The organism is Streptomyces sp. NPDC005955, from assembly GCF_042871255.1.
Classification (GTDB): Bacteria; Actinomycetota; Actinomycetes; order Streptomycetales; family Streptomycetaceae; genus Streptomyces.
The window spans coordinates 20,454-38,711 of record NZ_JBIAIF010000024.1 but is presented as its reverse complement, the minus strand read 5'-3'; the positions used below and the strand labels follow the sequence as shown (position 1 = coordinate 38,711).

16 protein-coding genes are annotated in these 18,258 nt (G+C 72.5%); 7 read left to right on the top strand and 9 right to left on the bottom strand.

Annotation, left to right across the window (positions count from 1 at the left end):
- Positions 1 to 117: 117 nt before the first annotated feature.
- Both ACFYOU_RS32855 and ACFYOU_RS32850 read right to left on the bottom strand, forming a co-directional pair.
- A complete protein-coding gene (locus ACFYOU_RS32855) occupies positions 118 to 948 on the bottom strand; it encodes a hypothetical protein (protein ID WP_391310885.1) in 831 nt (276 codons plus the stop codon).
- 101 nt (positions 949 to 1,049) lie between these two features.
- Positions 1,050 to 1,883, bottom strand: coding sequence for a hypothetical protein (locus ACFYOU_RS32850; RefSeq protein WP_391310883.1), 834 nt, complete (start codon positions 1,881 to 1,883; stop codon positions 1,050 to 1,052).
- A 251-nt stretch (positions 1,884 to 2,134) separates the two neighbouring features.
- On the opposite strand from ACFYOU_RS32850, the gene ACFYOU_RS32845 reads away from it, so the two are divergent.
- Positions 2,135 to 2,539, top strand: coding sequence for an ATP-binding protein (locus tag ACFYOU_RS32845; protein ID WP_391310888.1), 405 nt, complete (start codon positions 2,135 to 2,137; stop codon positions 2,537 to 2,539).
- A 107-nt stretch (positions 2,540 to 2,646) separates the two neighbouring features.
- Here ACFYOU_RS32845 and ACFYOU_RS32840 read toward each other — a convergent pair whose 3' ends face one another.
- Both ACFYOU_RS32840 and ACFYOU_RS32835 read right to left on the bottom strand, forming a co-directional pair.
- The gene (locus ACFYOU_RS32840; RefSeq protein WP_389774109.1) at positions 2,647 to 3,702 is read right to left on the bottom strand and encodes a DUF2637 domain-containing protein; all 1,056 of its coding nucleotides are present in this window, start codon (positions 3,700 to 3,702) and stop codon (positions 2,647 to 2,649) included.
- Between the two features lie 187 nt (positions 3,703 to 3,889).
- Entirely contained in the window at positions 3,890 to 4,828 is a 939-nt protein-coding gene (locus tag ACFYOU_RS32835) for a (2Fe-2S)-binding protein (RefSeq protein ID WP_391310881.1), read from the bottom strand.
- A 144-nt stretch (positions 4,829 to 4,972) separates the two neighbouring features.
- Here ACFYOU_RS32835 and ACFYOU_RS32830 point away from each other — a divergent pair, with 144 nt between their 5' ends.
- Positions 4,973 to 5,836, top strand: a complete 864-nt coding sequence (locus ACFYOU_RS32830; RefSeq protein WP_391310878.1) for an FCD domain-containing protein — start codon at positions 4,973 to 4,975, stop codon at positions 5,834 to 5,836.
- 36 nt (positions 5,837 to 5,872) lie between these two features.
- On the opposite strand, the gene ACFYOU_RS32825 is transcribed toward ACFYOU_RS32830, so the two are convergent.
- From ACFYOU_RS32825 to ACFYOU_RS32805, 5 genes are all read right to left on the bottom strand, one after another.
- Complete coding sequence (locus ACFYOU_RS32825) at positions 5,873 to 6,685, bottom strand: hypothetical protein (RefSeq protein ID WP_391310876.1); 813 nt, start codon at positions 6,683 to 6,685, stop codon at positions 5,873 to 5,875.
- Positions 6,686 to 6,837: 152 nt separating this feature from the next.
- A complete protein-coding gene (locus ACFYOU_RS32820; RefSeq protein ID WP_391310874.1) occupies positions 6,838 to 8,625 on the bottom strand; it encodes a PucR family transcriptional regulator ligand-binding domain-containing protein in 1,788 nt (595 codons plus the stop codon).
- Positions 8,626 to 8,783: 158 nt separating this feature from the next.
- Positions 8,784 to 9,668 carry a hypothetical protein gene (locus ACFYOU_RS32815; RefSeq protein WP_391310872.1) on the bottom strand — a complete coding sequence of 295 codons (885 nt, stop codon included), beginning with the start codon at positions 9,666 to 9,668 and terminating at the stop codon, positions 8,784 to 8,786.
- Positions 9,669 to 9,709: 41 nt separating this feature from the next.
- Positions 9,710 to 10,150 (bottom strand): SRPBCC family protein, encoded by a 441-nt coding sequence (locus ACFYOU_RS32810; RefSeq protein WP_391310870.1) that lies wholly within the window; start codon positions 10,148 to 10,150, stop codon positions 9,710 to 9,712.
- Between the two features lie 53 nt (positions 10,151 to 10,203).
- Positions 10,204 to 11,049 (bottom strand): polysaccharide deacetylase family protein, encoded by an 846-nt coding sequence (locus ACFYOU_RS32805; RefSeq protein ID WP_391310868.1) that lies wholly within the window; start codon positions 11,047 to 11,049, stop codon positions 10,204 to 10,206.
- A 310-nt stretch (positions 11,050 to 11,359) separates the two neighbouring features.
- Between ACFYOU_RS32805 and kdpF (ACFYOU_RS32800) the strand changes: the two genes are divergently transcribed.
- From kdpF (ACFYOU_RS32800) to kdpB, 5 genes are all read left to right on the top strand, one after another.
- On the top strand, positions 11,360 to 11,449 hold the full coding sequence (kdpF, locus tag ACFYOU_RS32800) for a K(+)-transporting ATPase subunit F (protein ID WP_385493321.1): 90 nt from the start codon (positions 11,360 to 11,362) through the stop codon (positions 11,447 to 11,449).
- 27 nt (positions 11,450 to 11,476) lie between these two features.
- Positions 11,477 to 14,080 carry an ATP-binding protein gene (locus ACFYOU_RS32795; protein ID WP_391310865.1) on the top strand — a complete coding sequence of 868 codons (2,604 nt, stop codon included), beginning with the start codon at positions 11,477 to 11,479 and terminating at the stop codon, positions 14,078 to 14,080.
- A gap of 264 nt (positions 14,081 to 14,344) precedes the next feature.
- Positions 14,345 to 14,434, top strand: coding sequence for a K(+)-transporting ATPase subunit F (gene kdpF, locus ACFYOU_RS32790; protein WP_385493318.1), 90 nt, complete (start codon positions 14,345 to 14,347; stop codon positions 14,432 to 14,434).
- A gap of 8 nt (positions 14,435 to 14,442) precedes the next feature.
- Positions 14,443 to 16,104 carry a potassium-transporting ATPase subunit KdpA gene (gene kdpA, locus ACFYOU_RS32785; RefSeq protein ID WP_389774132.1) on the top strand — a complete coding sequence of 554 codons (1,662 nt, stop codon included), beginning with the start codon at positions 14,443 to 14,445 and terminating at the stop codon, positions 16,102 to 16,104.
- Positions 16,104 to 18,257, top strand: a complete 2,154-nt coding sequence (kdpB, locus tag ACFYOU_RS32780; protein ID WP_391310862.1) for a potassium-transporting ATPase subunit KdpB — start codon at positions 16,104 to 16,106, stop codon at positions 18,255 to 18,257. The genes kdpA and kdpB overlap by 1 nt, the downstream gene beginning before the upstream one ends.
- Position 18,258 lies beyond the last annotated feature (1 nt).

Below are 18,258 nucleotides of genomic sequence, written 5' to 3'. Positions count from 1 at the left end.
ATCAAGCAATGGCGCGGCCTGGCCACCCGCTACGACAAGACCGCCACCATCTACCTCGCCGGACTCCACCTCGCCGCCATCCACATCTGGTCGGCGAGGTGATCCGAAAGAAACGGCCTAGCCGCGCAGGTCGAGGTCGACGTCCGTGCCGACGGCCCCCGCCGTGTACAACCCGCCGAACCCACCGGGCTGTTTGGTCGTCCGCACGCCCACGGTGATCACTCGCGAGGCGCCGGGCTTCAGTGCGGGCAGCGAGTAGCTCAGCCCCGTCGAGTTGAACGTGCCGTTGGCGTCCTTCACTCCCTTCACCCCGAAGACGCCCTTGGACTTGGGGTGCATCGAACCGGTGAACTGGACCCGCTCGGTCGGTGCGTCACCGGTGTTGGTGACCGTGACCTTGTGCACGTGCGTCCGCCCGGTCTGCTTGATGCCCTTGAGCACGCCCTTCAGACTGAGCCGGGGCCCGACGACCTCCTTGGTGTTCTTGGTGGTGACGTTGACGGTGTCGTTGCTCGGGTTCGTGTCCCGGTAGAGGGGGAAGTCGCCCTCGCCCCCGTCGACCACGAAGTTGGCGGGCAGGTCCTTGGCGTTCCCGTGGCTGCCGATCTTGGCCGTGACCTTGAACGTGTCGGTCTCGCCGGGGGGCAGATTGTTCACCAGGAGCCGGTTGGTCACGACGGGGCGGTCCTCGTGGGTGGCGTCGGTGGTACCGGTCGGCAGGGTGAGCCGCACGAACGTGGAGGTCGCCGCGCGGCCCCAGTTGGTGACCTTGAGGGTGTAGGTGACCGCATCCCCGGGGGTCGCCGCTTCCGGGCCGACGGCCGTCACGCCGATGTCGGTCTGGACGGTGTCGTACTCGTACTCGTGGGCGTGGGCCGCGCTGGCGGGGACCAGCAGCGCGGTGGCGCCCAGGGCGGTCACGATCGTGGTGGAGGTGAGGCGTCGCACGGTGTGCTCCAGTGTGGAAGGACGCTCCGGGGCCCGGGTGTGGGACGGGCCCCGGAGCGCGTCTCGGTGGCCCCGGTGAAGGGGCGGGGACGGGGGACGGGTCAGCGGCGCAGGTCGAGTTCCTGGTCGCCGCCCTTGGCCGCGCCCACGAAGTACTTGCCGCCGATCCCCCCGGTGGTGGGCGTGATCTTCGTCGTGATGACGACCACACGGGTCTTGCCGGGGTCGAGGGCGGGCACCGTGTACTGCAAGCCCACCGTCGAGGTCACTCCGCGGGCGTCCTCCAGCCCGGTCACCTTGACGATGGTGCCCGACCCCGGGTACACACGGCCCGACAGTTCGAGGACCGAGGTGCGGTGACGCCCGGTGTTGGTGAAGGTCAGCTGCTGTGTGACCAGGTCACCCTCCTGGTCCCCGGCGCCGATCTCCCCGGTGAAGCCGAGCTGGGCGTCGGGGCCCTGGAAGGGATCGCCCTTCTCGTTGACGGTCGTCACGTGGGAGTAGTCGTCCCCCATGTTCGATTCCTTGTAGAAGGGTTCGTTCTTCGGCCCCGAGTACGTTCCGAAGGCCGCCGGCAGCTCCATCTGGTTGTCTCGGCTGCCCATTTTCGCCGTGATCTTCAACTTCCGGACCTCGCCCGGGTTGAAGGTGTTCAGCATGATCGAGTTCCTCGCCACGCGCCGGGAGGCGTAGGTGATCTCACTGGAGCCCTTGGGTAGCCACACGCCGAGGATCGTGGGGGCGGCGCCGGGCCCCTTGTTGGTGACGGTGACGACGTACTCCACCGTCTCGCCCGGCGTGGCCCGCTCGGGTCCGGTGGCCGTCACGCTGAAGTCGGTGGTCGGCACCCCGTCCGTGGTGGCGGCGGAGGCGGGGACCGCCAGGGCGGCGGTGCCGAGGGCGGTCACGAGGGCGGTGGAGACGAGACGCTTCACTGTGGTTCTTCTCCCGGTGGGCAGGTGCTCGGACGACAACGAGCGCCTGCATCGCGCGCTCCGTCGTGATGCCCGAAGTCTGTTCCACACCCCGGGGGCGTGGCGATTACCCGTCAGGTAATCGCCGTGGTCAGCCGGGCGCGGGCGGGCGGCCCCCAGGTGTGCTGGCGACCGTGGCGGGCATGCATTCCGGTGTAGGCGTTCGAACGATGCGCGGAAGGCGAGGCGGACACAGCATGGGGGCGGGGGCCATGGCGGGGCGGGCGAGGGTGCGGCGGCTGAAGCGGAGGTTCTCCCGGACGGACGGCCTGCGGGCGGTCCCGGAGTCGCGCCGCGCGGTACGGGAACTCCTCGGTCACTGGGGGCGCCCCGGCCAGGCGGAGACCGCCGAACTGCTCACCAGCGAGCTGGTCACCAATGCACTGGTCCACACGGACCGCCCCGCCGTCCTGCGGGTGGCCGCCGGACCGCGGCGGCTACGGGTCGAGGTGCGGGACTTCGTCCGCTACCGCCCGCGCCCCCGGGGACCGGTGCCGCACGAGGCGACGGGCGGCCGGGGGCTGTTGCTGGTGGAATCGCTGTCCGACCGGTGGGGCGTACGGGGCCTCGGCATCGGCAAGACGGTCTGGTTCGAGCTGGAGGCGGGCCACCCCTGAGCCGGCGGTTGCGGGAACGACGCCGGGGCGGTGGCCCCGGCTCGCGCCGTGTGCCACCGCCCCGGAAGGCGCCCGTTCCCGGACCGGCCGGAACCCGTGAAGGGTCCTCAGCCGAACTGCTGCTCCAGGTCCTTGAGCTTGCGCTCCAACGAATCGAGCCTCGGTAGGGCCTGGGTGTCGTCCTCGGCCGTCAGATCGACGGTGATGGGTTCACCGCCGCGACGGACGGGGGTGAGGGAACGCGGGGACGTGGGAGAGGGCAGCTGTTCCTCCGGTATAGCAGGGTCCGCGCCGGACTGGGCCGACCCCGTGCCCGCCGTCACCGCGGGCTGCACCTCCACCTGGCGGCCACCGCGGGTCAGGACGCCCCGGTGGTGGCTACGGCTTATGGCCTTCAGCTGAGCACGCTTCAGCTTCTCCTGCTCACGCCGGACCTGACGGTTGTGCAGCTTCTGGCGACGGTCCTCGCGCACCTCGTCCACGGCCTCGTCGAGGGTGCGGACGCCTTCGAGCAGCATCAGCGACCAAGCGGCGAAGGTCTCCCTCGGCGCACGCAGCCAGCGGACCACCCGGATCTGCGGCAGCGGGCGGGGCACCAGGCCCTGCTCGCGGAGCGCAGCACGACGGGTCTGCTTGAGCGCGCGGTCGAAGAGCACGGCCGCCGACAGGGACATCCCGGCGAAGAAGTGCGGAGCGCCCGCGTGGTCGAGGCCGCGCGGTGCGTGCACCCAGTTGAACCAGGCCGCCGCGCCCGCGAACGTCCACACCAGCAGCCGCGAACCGAGCGCCGCGTCACCGTGGCTGGCCTCGCGCACGGCGAGGACGGAGCAGAACATGGCCGCGCCGTCCAGACCGAACGGAACGAGGTACTCCCAGCCGCCGGAGAGGTTCAGGTTCTGCCGGCCGAAGCCGACCAGTCCGTGGAAGGACAGGGCGGCGGCGACCGCCGCACAGCAGAACAACAACACGTAGGAAGCGGTGGCGTACATCGCTTCCTTGCGCCTGCGGCGCTCTTCGCTGCGCTCCCAGGAGTCGTCCACGGCCTTGTTGGCGGGGTCCTTGGCCCGCTTGGACCGCGTCATTACCGCTACCGCCGCCAGTATGCCCAGGAGCAGTACGGCGCCCGGAAGCAACCAGTTAAGCGATATGTCGGTCAATCTCATCACGCGTCCCTTGCGTCGCAGTAGGGCTTTTCGGGCGCCATCGTTCCTCAAACCCGGGGTTGCTCAGGAGGTTTCGGTGCAAGAGAACGCCAAGGGGGTGTGGGGAACCGCCACGTGCCGCCGCCCACCCGAACTCCCGCGCGAGTGATGCGAGTTGAGTTCGCATCACAGTACCGGTACGGGTCGTTCAGGAGGAAGCTGCCTCACTGAGCCTTGACACCCTATCGCCATCGCACGTCCGGGGGCACGTGACGCAGGTTTCCTCGGGCCGCAGCGTATAGAACAAACAGCAGCTCGCGCGGTCGCGGGTTGGCAAAGACTGGCCCTGAAGACCCGTCAACGTCCGGAATCCGGCCGCCCCGACGAACGGCCGGGTCGCGCCGGGCAGCAGCGCCTCCAGCTCGCGCATGGCCCGCTGCTCCTCGCCCATCAGGTGCGCGACGTACCAGAGGCTCTCGACGACCTCGTCGGTCGCCATGCCCCACAGCGCCCTGCCCCGGCGGCGCATCCGCGGACCGAACCCGCCGAGCAGCGGCTCCAGGTGCTCGGCGACCGCCGCCCGCACCTCCTCGCGCAGGGCCTCCTCGTCGGCCACGACCCGGGCGTCGGGATGGCCCGACAGCGGGTCGTCGGGCAGACACGCGAACGCCCCGGTGCGCACCGACATCCGGCCCAGCGCCCGCTGGAAGGAGACCCGTCCGGCCGGGAACCGGGGGACCCGGCGGTGCAGGAACCACGGCACGGTGACCAGGAGGCAGGCGGGCCACGCGTAGCGGTGGAGTCCGAACGTCGCCACGACGTCGGGGCGGGCCGGCTGGCCGTAGTCCTTGCGGACCTGCGCCTCGTCCCAGGCGAGGAAGGCGTCGAGGTCGCTGCCGCCCTCGGCCAGCCGCGTGGCGGACACCCAGCCGCCGCCCTCCGGCTGCCGCTCCCCGGGCGCGAGCTCGTCGATCCGCAGCCCCGGGAACACCTCGGTCAGTCGGGCGTAGGCCGCGGCGACGGGGGAGGGGGAGGGGTGGGGCGCGGCGCCCGGCAGACCTCCGCCGAGCAGGCGGTCCTCGGTCGGGGCGCCGGGGGGCGCGTCACCCGGACGGGAGGCGTCCGCGGCCGGTGCGGGTGCGCTCATGGGGACCACCGAATCACGAATGCCTACAGGTTAGGGTAACCTTACCCGATATGATCGTGGTGTGAAGTGACGGCCCGCCCCCTATCGTTCTCCGGGTGCGGCCGAGTGGCCGCCGCAGCGCACGAGCGCCGGAGGAGGACCACGATGACCCGTCCCGGACCACTCCCCGCACGGGGCTCGACCGGCCCCGGCGCGGCGGGCGACGACGCGTCCTGCCCGCCGTTCGGTACCGCGCCGCGCCCGTTAGCGAACCCGGGGCCGGGCCCCCGCCCCGAGCGCCCCGCCCCGCCCGCCCGGGTCCCCGCGCAGCCGCGTTCCCCCGCCCCTGATCCGGTGGCCCGGGGCGAGCACACCCACGGGGAGCCCCCGTTGCCCCGGCGCCCCAGGCCGGTGGTCCGGGCCAGTGTGCGCGGGCAGGTGCTCGCCGCGCTGCGGGTCGCCCTGGTGGAGGGGGAACTGGTGCCCGGCGAGGTGTACTCGGCGCCCGCGCTCGGTGAACGCCTCGGCGTCTCGGCCACCCCCGTGCGCGAGGCCATGCAGCAGCTCGCCGCCGAGGGCACCGTCGAGGTGGTGCCCAACCGGGGGTTCCGCGTGGTCGAGCGCAGCGCCCGCCAACTCGCCGAACTGGCGGAGGTCCGGGCGCTGATCGAGGTGCCCGTGATGCTGCGGCTGATCGCCGTGGTGCCCGCGTCCCACTGGGCCGCACTGCGTCCGCTGGCGGACGAGACGGCGGTCGCGGCGGCGGACGGAGACCTGGCGGCCTATGCGGAGGCCGACCGGGCCTTCCATCGCGCCCTCCTCGCCCCGTCCGGCAACCAGCAGCTCATCCAGGTCGTCGACGACCTGCACCGCCGGGCGCAGTGGCCCCTGCTCAGCGGGCCGCTGTCGATGCGCAGGGTCGACCTGATGACCGACGCGGCCCAGCACGCGGCGCTCCTCGACGCCCTCACGGCGCGGGACGCCACCGCGGTCGGGGCGCTGGTCCGGGCCCACTTCGCGGGCGGTTGACCCCGCCCCGCCGCCGGCTGAAGGGCCGGGCCGCCGCTAGACCGGCTTCGCCGCGGCCACCTGGGCCGTCGCCAGTTGCTGCGCCAACCAGGTGGGCACGCCGCCGAGCAGCCGCAGCAGGCGCCCCGCCTCCTGGCGCAGCCGGGTCGCCTCCGGCTCCGTTTCGGCGGCGGCCAGGGAGGCGAGCGCCGGCGCGGTGCCGACCAGGTAGCCGAGCTCCTCGCGGATGCGCAGCGATTCGGCGAAGCCGTGCCGGGCCTCCGCGAGTTCGCCGTCCTGGAGGGCGAGCCCGGCGAGCTGGCGCCAGGTGAAGGAGAGCAGCAGCGCGTCCCCGGTGGCGGTGGCTCCGGCATGGGCGCGCCGGTAAGCGGCGCGGGCGGCCTGGGGCGAGTCCGCCAGGTTCTCGGCGATCAGACCCCGGCGGTAGTCCAGCAGGGCGCGGGCCGGCGCTCCGGGCGCGATCAGCGCGGCGGCCCGTCCCAGGGCGGACCGGGCCTCGTCGGCGCGGTCGCGGACCCCGAGGAGGGTCGCCGCGTACGCGAGTTGTCCGCGTTCGCAGGCCGCGGCGCCGCGTTCGTCGTCGCTGCGGGCGAGCGCCTCGGCGGTGCGCAGTGCGTCCTCGGCCTCCGCCCAGCCCTGTTCGGTGTAGAGGCACCGTTCGACGAACAGGGCGACCCGCTGGAGCGCGGCTCCCGCGTCCGCCCGTGCCCGTCGTTCCAGCAGTGCCGCGGCGTCGCTCCAACAGGCGCGTGAACGCAACCGCCATACGGCGATCTGGAGCGGATCGTCACCCTCGGTCGTTCCTGAACCAGACATGGCGGTAAACGCCACATTGCCCTCCCCGAGCATGTCCCGCGTTTCCAGAGCCGATGCGGAATCTCAGCACGGATCGGCGGGCCGGGCCAAGGGGGTGGGTGAAAGTTTTCACAAAGCCTCGGGGTGCGAAACCCGCTCGACCGGGGTAGAAGCGACGCCGCGGAGCGGACGGGGCCCTTGGGGCGTCAGCTCATCCGTAGGGCGAGGAAGAAGTCGAGTTTGTCCTCCAGCCGGGACAGGTCCCGTCCCGTCAACTGCTCGATACGCCCGACGCGGTAGCGCAGCGTGTTGACGTGGAGGTGGAGCCGGGCCGCGCAGCGGGTCCAGGAGCCGTCGGAGTCGAGGAACGCCTCCAGGGTCTCCACCAGGTCCGCCCGGTGCCGACGGTCGTACTCCCGCAGCGGGTCGAGCAGCCGTGCGGTGAACGCCCGGCGCACGTCGTCCGGGACGAACGGCAGCAGCAGGACGTGCGAGGCCAGTTCCTGGTGGCCCGCCGCGCTGACCGGTCCCGGGCGGGCCGCGGCGACCCGCCGGGCGTGCCGGGCCTCCTCCAGCGCCCCGCGCAGTCCTTCGGCCGAGTGCACGGCCGCGCTCACCCCGAGCGTGAGCCGTCCGTCCGCGCCGAGCCCCGCGGCCAGCGGCTCCCGCACCGACCGCAACAGCAGGTCGGCCACCAGCTCGCCGCCCCGGGCACCGTCATCCGCATCGGATTCCGTGGCGTCGGTCGGCCCGGGCGGTCCGGCGGCGGTCGAGGGCAGCGGCACCAGGGCGACGGCCTCGTCCCCGGCGTAGGCGACCGCGATCCGGTCGGCCGGCTCGGTGCCGGTGGCGAGCGGGTCGACGAGGACCTCCTCCAGCAGGGCCCGCGCGAGCCGGCCGCGCTCCTCGGCGCCCTTGCGTTCGCCGTCGCCCGCCTCGGTGCTCCGCTCCTCGCGTTCGTCGCGCTGGTCCCGTTCGCCCCGGCCCGCCGCCCACTGGACCCGGGCCACCACCACCTGCCAGCGCGGGGCCCCGGCGAGTCCGGGCAGCAGGACCGGGGCGGCCACCCGGAGCCGCGCCGCGATCTCGGTCGGTGCGGCGTCCGAGCGCACCAGTTCCAGCACCTCGTGGGCGAGCCGACGCCGCACGGTGCGTGCGGCGTCCCTGCGGTCCCGCTCCACCGCGATCAGCTGGGTCACCCCGTGCAGCAGGTCGAGCCGTTCCTCCGGCCAGTCCGAGGTGTCCGCGGCGACCGCGAGCACCCACTCCGCCAGTGCCCCTTCGTGGGCGCCCGGGCCGCCGGTCGGTGCGCTGCCGCGCCCGCCGCGCACCGGGAACAGGGCGTAGGGGGCGTCGCCGACCCGGGTCCGGTACGGTCCGCGGCGGCCCGTGCGGGCGGCTGCCAGGTGCGCCGTCGCGAGTGCGGTGCACGCCTCCTCGGACAGGGTGCGTCCGGCGGTGTGCGGCCCCGCGATCCGTCGGCCGGTCGGCGACAGCACCCAGGCCCGTAGGTCCAGGTCGGTGCCGAGCAGTTCCAGCACCGCGTCCGGACCGCCGCCGGCGGGGCCGGGGGTCATCAGCCGTCGGTGCCGGTCCACCACGGCCGCGAGGTCGCCCGCGCGTTCGCCGGACACCTGCCGGACGACGTGTTCGGTGATGGTCGCGAAGGCGACCCGCTCGTTGACCGCGAACAGCGGTATCCGGTGCCGGGCACAGGCCCGTACGAGGTCGTCGGGCACGTCCCCGAGTTCGGCCTCGCCGGCGGCCAGCGCGGCGACCCCTGCGGTGGCCAGGATGCGGACGAAGGGTTCGGAGTCGTCGGGGTCGTGCCGCCAGGCGAGCCCGGTGAGCACCAGCTCGCCGCCCGACAGATAGCGGCTGGGGTCCCGCAGGTCGGTGGTCATCACGCCGCGCACCGTGCGGTCCAGCTCGTCCTCGCCGCCGAGCAGCCGCAGCCCCAGCGCGTCCGTGTCCAACAGTGCGCGCAGCCGCATGGTGTCGCCGCCGATCCGTCCGTCTGTGTTCCGAGGTGACCGGTCCCGTGGTTCCGGTCGAACGTCCGGGAGTCGTGGGAACCCCGTGTCCTGTTCTTCATACGAATCTACAAGACCGGGGTGCGGGCCAGCCAACCGCCGGGGGCTCCGGGGGCCGCTCAGACGGTGAACGCCACGAGGTGCGCGAGGGTGAAGGCCCCGCACAGCACCAGGCCGACCGTGGCCAGCAGCAGCGTCCGGGCGACGAAGCCGACGGTGGGGCGCCGGCTGGCCCGGGTGGGGTGCTCCGGGTCGTAGGTCAGCTCGACGGGGCCCCGGGTCGCCTCGGACAGGCCCCAGACGGTGACGACGGAGTGCACGTCCTTCATCCGCCTCCCGTCGACCGTGGTGAAGTCCATCAGCGAGAACTCCCACAGGTGGCCCCCGTCGCTCCAGATCCGCACCCGGCCGGTGGCCGTGCCGACCACGGTGATCCCGCGTCGGCGCAGCAGCCGCAGCGACCGGAACCGGCGCCCGACCCGCCACAGGGTGATCCCGCCGCCGATTCCGGCGGTGCCGCTCACGAAGGTGAGGACCATGGTCAGCCCGAGGCTCCGGGTCGCGAACCAGTCGGTCACGACGAGTACCGCGTAGTACAGCAGGAGCAGGCCCGTGATGAGCAGCGCGCGGCGCACCCCGGGCGACAGCTCGCGGCGGGTCGCGGACGCGTCGTACCGGTCCACCAGGGCGTGGCCGTTGGAGTGGGTGCCCGTTCGGGCGATGGCGGGCCGTAGCTGTTCGAAGAAGGCCTCGGCCGCCCGACGGTTGGGTCCGCGCAGTTCCAGGACGGGATCCAGGCCGTGTTCGGCGGCGTCGGCCGGGCCGCTGATCTCCACCCGCACCGTGCCGTCGGAGCGCAGGTCCGTGGAGCGCAGGGCGCGCACCGGAATGGTCCAGGTGGTGCGCTGGCGCACGATGAGCAGTCGCGCCCCGTCGAACCGCGCGGTCGTGCCGTCGTGGACGAGGACGGTCTCCGGGGTGGGCGAGTTGCTGCGCGGTGACATGAACGGATGATATGTGGGTGTGGTGGGGGGAGGGCGGCGGGTTAACGCCGTCCGCGTAGCAGTCCGTTGACGGTGCGCCCGAACGTCGAGCGGCCGGCCGCCGCGAGCAGCGGGTCGCCCCAGGAGGGCACTCCGCGGACGCGGATCTCCTCCCGCCACGACACCCGGCTGCCGCGGGGGTCGGGCCGGACGTGGATCTCGGCCCAGCCGCGCACCCACGTCCCCCGCTTCTCCAGCCGGCAGTGCCCGGCCCGGTCCTCCTGCGGCGGCACCCACTCGACGATCTCCATCGGGTCGTCGACCCCGAGCCCGCCGATCGCGGTCCTGGCCACCAGTCGGGTGCCCCGGCCCACGGGCGGGGCGGTGGTCACGGTGAGCCGGGTGCACGGGACGAACGCACCGTGCCGTTCCCAGTCCACCAGCCGTTCCCAGGCCTCGACGGGCCCGAGGGGGGTGGTGCGTTCCAGCGCGACGAGGGCCATGCCCCGATGGTAGGTCCCCCGACGGGGGTCGTCCGGCCGGTCGGCCGCGGGGCTCAGCGGTAGACCTTGCCCGGTTCCGGGACCCCCGGTGCGAAGAGCTGGGGCACCGTGACGAAGGTGTAGCCCCGGGACTTCAGTTCGGTGATGATGCCGGGCACGGCGGGCACCGTTCCGCGGTAAATGTCGTGCAGCAGGATGATGCCGTCGCGGCCCGCCTGGTCGAGGACGCGCTCCTCGATGAGGTCCGAGTCGTTGGTCTTGTAGTCCTTGGCCGTGACGGTCCACAGCACCTCGGAGAGCCCGAGGTCGCGGGATATCTCGTTCACGTCGTCGTTGGTCCGCCCCTGCGGCGGCCGCATCAGGGTCGGCTTGCGGCCGATCAGCTTCTCTATCGCGGTGTTGGTCCGCTCCAGTTCCTCGCGCACCTCGTCGGTGGAGAGGTCCGTGAGGTTGCGGTGCGTCCAGGTGTGGCTGGCTATCTCGTGCTTCTCCGCGGCCATCTGCTTGACCAGTTCGGGATAGGTGTCGATGTGCTTGCGGCCGAGCAGGAAGAAGGTCGCGGGGACCTTCTCCTCCTTGAGGATGCGCAGCAGTCGCGGGGTGTACTGGCCCGGGCCCGCGTCGAAGGTCAGGGCTATGCACTTCTTCTCGCGGCAGTCGACGGAGCCGAAGGCGCCCTTGCCGTCGTCGCCCGCGGCGGAGCGGACGTCGGCGGGCGACTCCGTGTCGATGCGGAGCCAGTCGACGATGCCCACGGCGGCGAGCGCCCCGGCTGTGAGGACCGCCACAGCAATCACCACCGTGCGCGGACGCAACCTGAAACGTCGCTCGTCCGTCTTGTCGGCCGTAGGGGATTGCTGAGGCGCCGTGGTGGCGTCGGGCTGATCGGTTTCGTGCATGGCTGTCACTATACGCACGGTGTATACACGGGGTTCATAGCGGGGTGGGTGCTGGGTGCACCGAGCGCTGGGGGCCGCGCTCCGCCCCCGCCGCCGAGGCCCCCGCCGGGAGCGGTGAGCGACCCCACCCGTCCGGCGGAACCCGCGCCCGTCCGCGCGTCAACAGGGTGTCAACGTCACCGGCCCGGCCGACAAGGCCCCGTCAAGACCGGTACGCGCCCACTCCGTCCGGGGTTCCGTGGAAGCACCACCCCCGCCCGCCGGACCCGCTGCGAGCACGTCCGCGGCCCCCCCCGAAGGAGTCGATCCCATGACCGTCGAGAACGTGGTGGGCCTGCTGGTCGCCCTCAGCCTGATCGGCTACCTCGTGATCGCCCTGATCTTCCCGGAACGGTTCTGAGCCGGCCCGGCCCCTCGCGCCCCGCCCATGGACCACGCCCCCGTACCCCCCGCACCCCCGGGCCGCAGCAGCGGCCCCGGCCGTCTCAAGGTGTTCCTCGGCGCCGCGCCCGGCGCGGGCAAGACCTGCCGGATGCTGGAGGAGGCCCACCGCAGGGCGGCCCGCGGCACGGACGTCGTCATCGGCACCGTCGACTCCCACGGCCGCCCCCGCACCCTGGCCCTGACCGAGGGACTGACCGCACTGCCCGCCGCCCCCGGCGCCCCGCCCGGCCTCGACCTCGGCGCCCTGCTGGCCCGCCGCCCGGGCCTCGCCCTGGTGGACGACCTCGCCCGCGCCAACCCGCCCGGCTCGCCCCACCCCCACCGCTGGCAGGACGTGGCGGCCCTGCTCGCCGCCGGCATCGACGTCGCCACCACCGTCGACGTCCGCCACCTGGAGTCCCTCAGCGACGTGGTGGAGAAGATCACCGACGTAGCACAACCCGAGCGGGTGCCCGACGAGTTCGTCCGCGGCGCCGACCAGATCGAACTGGTCGACGTCCCGCCGGACGCCCTGCGCCGCCGACTGGTGCACGGCGACATCTGCCCGCCCGACGAGGTCGACGCCGCGCTCGCCAGCTACGTCCGGCCCGGCACCCTCACCGCCCTGCGCCAACTCGCGCTGCTCTGGCTCGCCGACCAGGTGGACCAGGCCCTGCACGACTACCGCACCGCGCACGGCATCGGGGGAGTGTGGGAGACCCGCGAACGGGTCGTCGTCGCCCTGACCGGCGGCCCCGAGGGCGACACCCTGATCCGGCGCGCCGCCCGGATCGCGGACCGGGCCGCCGGGGGCGATCTGCTCGCCGTCCACGTGACGCGCAGCGACGGGCTCGCCGCCGGCAGCACCTCGCACGGCGCACTGGCCCGGCAACGACGACTCGTCGAGAGCCTGGGCGGGACGTACCACTCGGTCGTCGGGAACGACGTGCCCACCGCCCTGGTCGAGTTCGCCCGCGCCGAGGACGCCACCCAACTGGTGCTCGGCACCAGCCGCCGGGGCCGGGTCGAACGCTTCCTCACCGGACGCGGCACCGGGGACACCATCGTCGCGCTCTCCGGCGACATCGATGTCCACATCGTCACCCACGAACGCGCCGGACGCGGCACCCTGCTGCCCTCCCGACGGCGGACCCTGCCCCCGGCGCGCACCGCCGCCGGACCGGTCGCCGGGCTCCTGCTCCCCGTCCTGCTGACCCTGCTGCTCGACCTGGACGCCGCCCGCGCCGCGCTCGACCTCACCAGCGAGGCCCTGCTGTTCCTGCTCGCGGTGGTCGCCGTCGCCTGCATCGGCGGGGTCACCTCCGCCGTCGTCGCCTCGGTCACCGCCTCGCTGCTCCTCAACTACTGGTTCATCCCGCCCGTCGGCCGCTTCACCCTCCACGACGCCAACGCCCTCATCGCCCTCGCGGTCTTCGCCGTGGTCGCCGCGACCGTCGCCGCCGTCGTGGACCGCTCGCTACGGCTGTCCAGACGTTCGGCCCGCGCCACCGCCGAAGCCGAGACCCTCTCCTCCCTCGCCGGCAGCATCGTGCGCGGCGACGCCACCATCCCGGCCCTCCTCGACCGGGCCCGGGAGACCTTCGGCGTCACCTCGGTGGAACTCGTCGACACCCGACCGGCGGCCCGGGGACTCCTCCTCGCGGACACCACGACCACCCCGCCCACCGGCACCCGGGCCCCCTCCGACCCCGCCGAGGAAGCCGTCACCACCGTCGCCGCCGGGCCCGACACCCGGCTGGTGCTGCGCGGACGCACCCTGGCGGCCTCCGAGCGGCGGGTGCTGGTCGCGTTCGCCGCCCACGCGGGAGCCGCCGTCGAACGGGACCGGCTCGCCCGGGCCGCAGCCGAGATAGAGCCGGTACGGGCCGCCGACCGGATGCGGACGGCGCTGCTGCGGGCCGTCGGCCACGACCTGCGGACCCCGCTGGCCGCGGGCTGGGCCGCCGTCACCTCGCTGCGCAGCCGGGACGTCGAGTTCAGCGCCCGGGACCGCGAAGAACTCCTCGCCACCGCCGACACCTCCATGGCCCGGCTCAGCGCCCTCGTGGAGAACCTGCTCGACCTGAGCCGGCTGGAGGCCGGGGCGCTCACCCTGTGCCTGCGCCCCACGGCCCTGGAGGAGGTCATCGCCCCGGCCCTGGAGTCCCTGCCCGGCGGGCTGCCGACGGTCGAGGTCCGCAACCTGGAACGGGTCCCGGACGTCCTGGCCGACCCCCCGCTGCTGGAGCGCGTCCTCGCGAACCTGGTCGCCAACGCGGTCCGCCACGGTCCGCCCGCGCACCCCGTGCTGCTCACCGCCAGCGCCCTCGCCGACCGGGTCGAGCTGCGGATCGCGGACCGGGGACCCGGGCTGCCCGCGACCGGACGGGAACGGATCTTCGAGCCCTTCCAACGGCTCGGCGACACCGACAACACCAGCGGCCTCGGGCTCGGCCTCGCCCTGTCACGGGGGCTCACCGAGGCCATGGACGGCACCCTCACCCCGGAGGACACCCCGGGCGGCGGCTTGACGATGGTGCTCCGCCTGCCCGTCGCGCGGAGCGCACCGCAGCCGGACCGCGTGACCGACCGACCGCCGTTCAGGTGATCTTTCCGCAGGTCAGAGCGGCGGGCCGGGGAAGCGTATGGGAGCCGTCAATACCGTGCGGGGCGCCGTAAGAGGAGCGTCAACGGCGGCGGTCGGAGGCGGGATTGCAGGTTTCCTCGAACAGTCCGCTCATCCGACTGCATTCGGTCGACCTGGTCGACCGATCTCAACCCAGGAGCTCACGATGGCCGACCTGGCCTTCGTCGTCACCACGATCGCGGTCTTCGCACTGGTGGCGCTCGTCGCCAAGGGGGTGACGAAGCTGTGACCGTCGAAAACACCATCGGCCTGATCGTGGCCGTCGCCCTGCTGGGCTACCTCGTCCTCGCCCTCATCTACCCGGAGAGGTTCTGAGCCCGGTCATGAGCCCCGAACTCGCTGGAGTGCTCCAGCTCCTGGCGCTGGTGGCCGCGCTCGCCCTGGCCTACCGCCCGCTGGGTGACCACATGGCCCGCGTCTACTCCTCCGACCGCCACCTGAGGGTCGAGAAGTGGATCTACAAGGGCATCGGCGCCAACCCGAGCGCCGAGATGCGCTGGCCCGCCTACCTCCGCGGCGTCCTCGCCTTCTCCGCCGTCGGCGTCCTCTTCCTGTACGCCCTCCAACGGCTCCAGGGCAGCCTGCCCGGCTCCCTCGGCTTCGCCTCGATCGACCCCGACCAGGCGTTCAACACGGCCGCCTCGTTCGTCTCCAACACCAACTGGCAGTCGTACTACGGCGAACAGGCCATGGGCCACGTCGTCCAGACCGGTGGCCTGGCGGTGCAGAACTTCGTCTCCGCCGCCGTCGGCATGGCCGTCGCCGTCGCCCTCGTCCGCGGCTTCGCCCGCTCCCGCACCGGTGAACTCGGCAACTTCTGGTCCGACCTGGTGCGCGGCGTGGTGCGCATCCTGCTGCCCCTCGCGGTGATCGGCGCGATCGTGCTGGTCGCCACCGGAGCCATCCAGAACTTCGCCGGCATCCACGAGGTCGGCCAGTTCACCGGCGGCAGCCAGCAGTGGAACGGCGGCGCGGTCGCCTCCCAGGAGGTCATCAAGGAACTCGGCACCAACGGCGGCGGCTACTTCAACGCCAACTCCGCCCACCCGTTCGAGAACCCCAACGCCTTCTCCAACCTCTTCGAGATCTTCCTGATCCTGCTGATCCCGTTCTCCATCACCCGCACCTTCGGCGTCATGGTCGGCTCGGTGCGCCAGGGCTACGCGATCCTCGGCACGATGGTCACCATCTGGGTCGCCTTCATCGCCCTGATGTGGTGGACCGAGTTCGCCCACCGCTCGCCCGCCTACGAGATCGCGGGCGCCGCGATGGAGGGCAAGGAGACCCGGTTCGGCATCGGCGCCTCGGCGATCTTCGCGGTGTCCACCACCCTCACCTCGACCGGCGCGGTCGACTCCTTCCACTCCTCGTACACCGGCCTCGGCGGCGGCATCACCATGCTCGGCATGATGCTCGGCGAGATCGCGCCCGGCGGCGTCGGCTCCGGCCTGTACGGCATGCTCGTCATGGCCGTCATCGCCGTGTTCCTCGCCGGACTCATGGTCGGCCGGACCCCCGAGTACCTCGGCAAGAAGATCGGCACCCGCGAGATCAAACTCGCCGCCTGCTACCTCCTCGTCACCCCGACCCTGGTCCTGGTCTTCACCTCCGCGTCGATGGCCCTGCCCACCCCGCCCGACTCCATGCTCAACCCCGGAGCGCACGGCTTCTCCGAAGTCCTCTACGCCTTCACCTCGGGAGCCAACAACAACGGCTCCGCCTTCGCGGGACTCACCGCGGACACCCAGTGGTACAACACCACGATCGGCCTCGCCATGCTCCTCGGCCGGTTCGTTCCGATGGTGTTCGTCCTCGCCCTCGCCGGCTCGCTCGCCGAACAGAAGCCCGTGCCCGTCACGGCCGGCACCCTCCGCACGGAGAAGCCGCTGTTCACCGGGCTCCTCGCCGGAACCATCCTCATCATCACCGGGCTGACGTACTTCCCCGCCCTGGCCCTCGGCCCGCTCGCGGAAGGGCTGGCCTGATGACCCCGCGCACCGACAACCCCGCAGGTGACCCCATGACCGTTCCCGCGCCCCCCAGTGCCTCCCCGAGCCGGGCGCCCCACCAGGACGTCCCGACCGGGCACCAGGACGCCGGACGGGTCGGCGCCGGACTCTTTGACCCCGCGCAACTGCTGAGGTCGCTGCCCGACGCCTTCCGCAAGCTGGACCCCCGCGTGATGGTCAAGTCGCCCGTCATGTTCGTCGTCCTCGTCGGCTCGGTCCTGACGACCGGGTTCACCCTCGCGGACCCCGGCGACTGGTTCGGCTGGACCATCTCCGCCTGGCTGTGGCTCACCGTGCTCTTCGCCAACCTCGCCGAAGCCGTCGCCGAAGGCCGCGGCAAGGCCCAGGCCGACACCCTCCGCAAGGCCAAGACCGACACCGTCGCCCGCCGCCTCACCCAGGACGGCCACGGCGAGGAACAGGTGCCCGGCACCGAACTGCGCGTCGGGGACCGGGTGGTGTGCGAGGCCGGCGACATCATCCCCGGGGACGGCGACGTCGTCGAAGGCGTCGCCTCCGTCGACGAGTCCGCCATCACCGGCGAGTCCGCCCCCGTCATCCGGGAGTCCGGCGGCGACCGTTCGGCCGTCACCGGCGGCACCAAGGTTCTCTCCGACCGCATCGTCGTCACCATCACCACCAAACCCGGCGAGACGTTCATCGACCGGATGATCGGCCTGGTCGAGGGCGCCGCCCGACAGAAGACCCCGAACGAGATCGCGCTCAACATCCTGCTCGCCTCGCTCACCATCGTCTTCCTGCTCGCGGTCGTCACCCTCCCCCCGTTCGCCGACTACGCCGGCACCGAACTGTCCATGGTCGTCCTGGTGGCGCTGCTCGTCTGTCTGATCCCCACCACCATCGGGGCCCTGCTCTCCGCCATCGGCATCGCCGGCATGGACCGACTGGTGCAGCGCAACGTGCTCGCCATGTCGGGCCGCGCGGTCGAAGCCGCGGGCGACGTCTCCACCCTGCTCCTCGACAAGACCGGCACCATCACCCTCGGCAACCGCCAGGCCGCCGAGTTCGTCCCGGTCGCCGGCACCACCGCGTCCGAGGTCGCCAACGCGGCGCAACTGTCCTCACTCGCCGACGAGACCCCCGAAGGCCGCTCGATCGTCGTCCTCGCCAAGGAGGAGTACGGACTGCGCGAACGCCACCGGGGCGAACTGGCGGGCGCCGAATGGATCTCCTTCACCGCCCAGACCCGGATGTCCGGCGTCGACGTCGACGGCCGCAAGATCCGCAAGGGCGCCACCGGCTCCGTCCTCACCTGGGTCCGCGACCAGGGCGGCACCCCCGCCCCGGACGCCAGCGTCGCCGCCGAGCGGATCTCCCAAGCCGGCGGGACGCCCCTGCTGGTCGCCGTCGAGGACGACCGCGGCGCCCGTGTCCTCGGTGTCATCCACCTCAAGGACGTCGTCAAGGAGGGCATGCGCGAACGGTTCGCCGAACTGCGCCGCATGGGCATCAAGACCGTCATGATCACCGGGGACAACCCGCTGACGGCCAAGGCCATCGCCGACGAGGCCGGAGTCGACGACTTCCTCGCCGAGGCCACCCCCGAGGACAAGATGGCCCTCATCAAACGGGAACAGGCCGGCGGCAAACTCGTCGCGATGACCGGGGACGGCACCAACGACGCCCCCGCCCTCGCCCAGGCGGACGTGGGCGTCGCGATGAACACCGGCACCTCCGCCGCCAAGGAGGCCGGGAACATGGTCGACCTGGACTCCAACCCGACCAAACTCATCGAGATCGTGGAGATCGGCAAACAACTCCTCATCACGAGGGGCGCCCTCACCACCTTCTCCATCGCCAACGACGTCGCCAAGTACTTCGCGATCATCCCCGCGCTGTTCGCCGCCGTGTACCCGGGCCTCGACACCCTCAACGTGATGCGGCTCCACTCGCCCGACTCGGCCATCCTGTCCGCGGTCATCTTCAACGCGCTCGTCATCATCGCGCTGGTCCCGCTCGCCCTGCGCGGCGTCCGCTACCGACCGGTGAGCGCCGACAAGCTGCTCCGCCGCAACCTCGGCATCTACGGCCTCGGCGGACTGATCGCGCCCTTCATCGGCATCAAGGCCATCGACCTGCTCCTCTCCCTCATCCCCGGGATCGGCTGAC

Bases quoted from the DNA above. Each gene is read 5' to 3' on its own strand.
- ACFYOU_RS32840 (WP_389774109.1), bottom strand. From the start codon at position 3,702: ATGAGATTGACCGACATATCGCTTAACTGGTTGCTTCCGGGCGCCGTA.
- ACFYOU_RS32830 (WP_391310878.1), top strand. From the start codon at position 4,973: ATGACCCGTCCCGGACCACTCCCCGCACGGGGCTCGACCGGCCCCGGC.
- ACFYOU_RS32820 (WP_391310874.1), bottom strand. From the start codon at position 8,625: ATGCGGCTGCGCGCACTGTTGGACACGGACGCGCTGGGGCTGCGGCTG.
- ACFYOU_RS32810 (WP_391310870.1), bottom strand. From the start codon at position 10,150: ATGGCCCTCGTCGCGCTGGAACGCACCACCCCCCTCGGGCCCGTCGAG.
- kdpB (WP_391310862.1), top strand. From the start codon at position 16,104: ATGACCCCGCGCACCGACAACCCCGCAGGTGACCCCATGACCGTTCCC.
- ACFYOU_RS32845 (WP_391310888.1), top strand. From the start codon at position 2,135: ATGGCGGGGCGGGCGAGGGTGCGGCGGCTGAAGCGGAGGTTCTCCCGG.
- ACFYOU_RS32795 (WP_391310865.1), top strand. From the start codon at position 11,477: ATGGACCACGCCCCCGTACCCCCCGCACCCCCGGGCCGCAGCAGCGGC.
- ACFYOU_RS32825 (WP_391310876.1), bottom strand. From the start codon at position 6,685: ATGCTCGGGGAGGGCAATGTGGCGTTTACCGCCATGTCTGGTTCAGGA.
- ACFYOU_RS32805 (WP_391310868.1), bottom strand. From the start codon at position 11,049: ATGCACGAAACCGATCAGCCCGACGCCACCACGGCGCCTCAGCAATCC.
- kdpF (WP_385493321.1), top strand. From the start codon at position 11,360: ATGACCGTCGAGAACGTGGTGGGCCTGCTGGTCGCCCTCAGCCTGATC.
- ACFYOU_RS32815 (WP_391310872.1), bottom strand. From the start codon at position 9,668: ATGTCACCGCGCAGCAACTCGCCCACCCCGGAGACCGTCCTCGTCCAC.
- kdpA (WP_389774132.1), top strand. From the start codon at position 14,443: ATGAGCCCCGAACTCGCTGGAGTGCTCCAGCTCCTGGCGCTGGTGGCC.
- ACFYOU_RS32835 (WP_391310881.1), bottom strand. From the start codon at position 4,828: ATGAGCGCACCCGCACCGGCCGCGGACGCCTCCCGTCCGGGTGACGCG.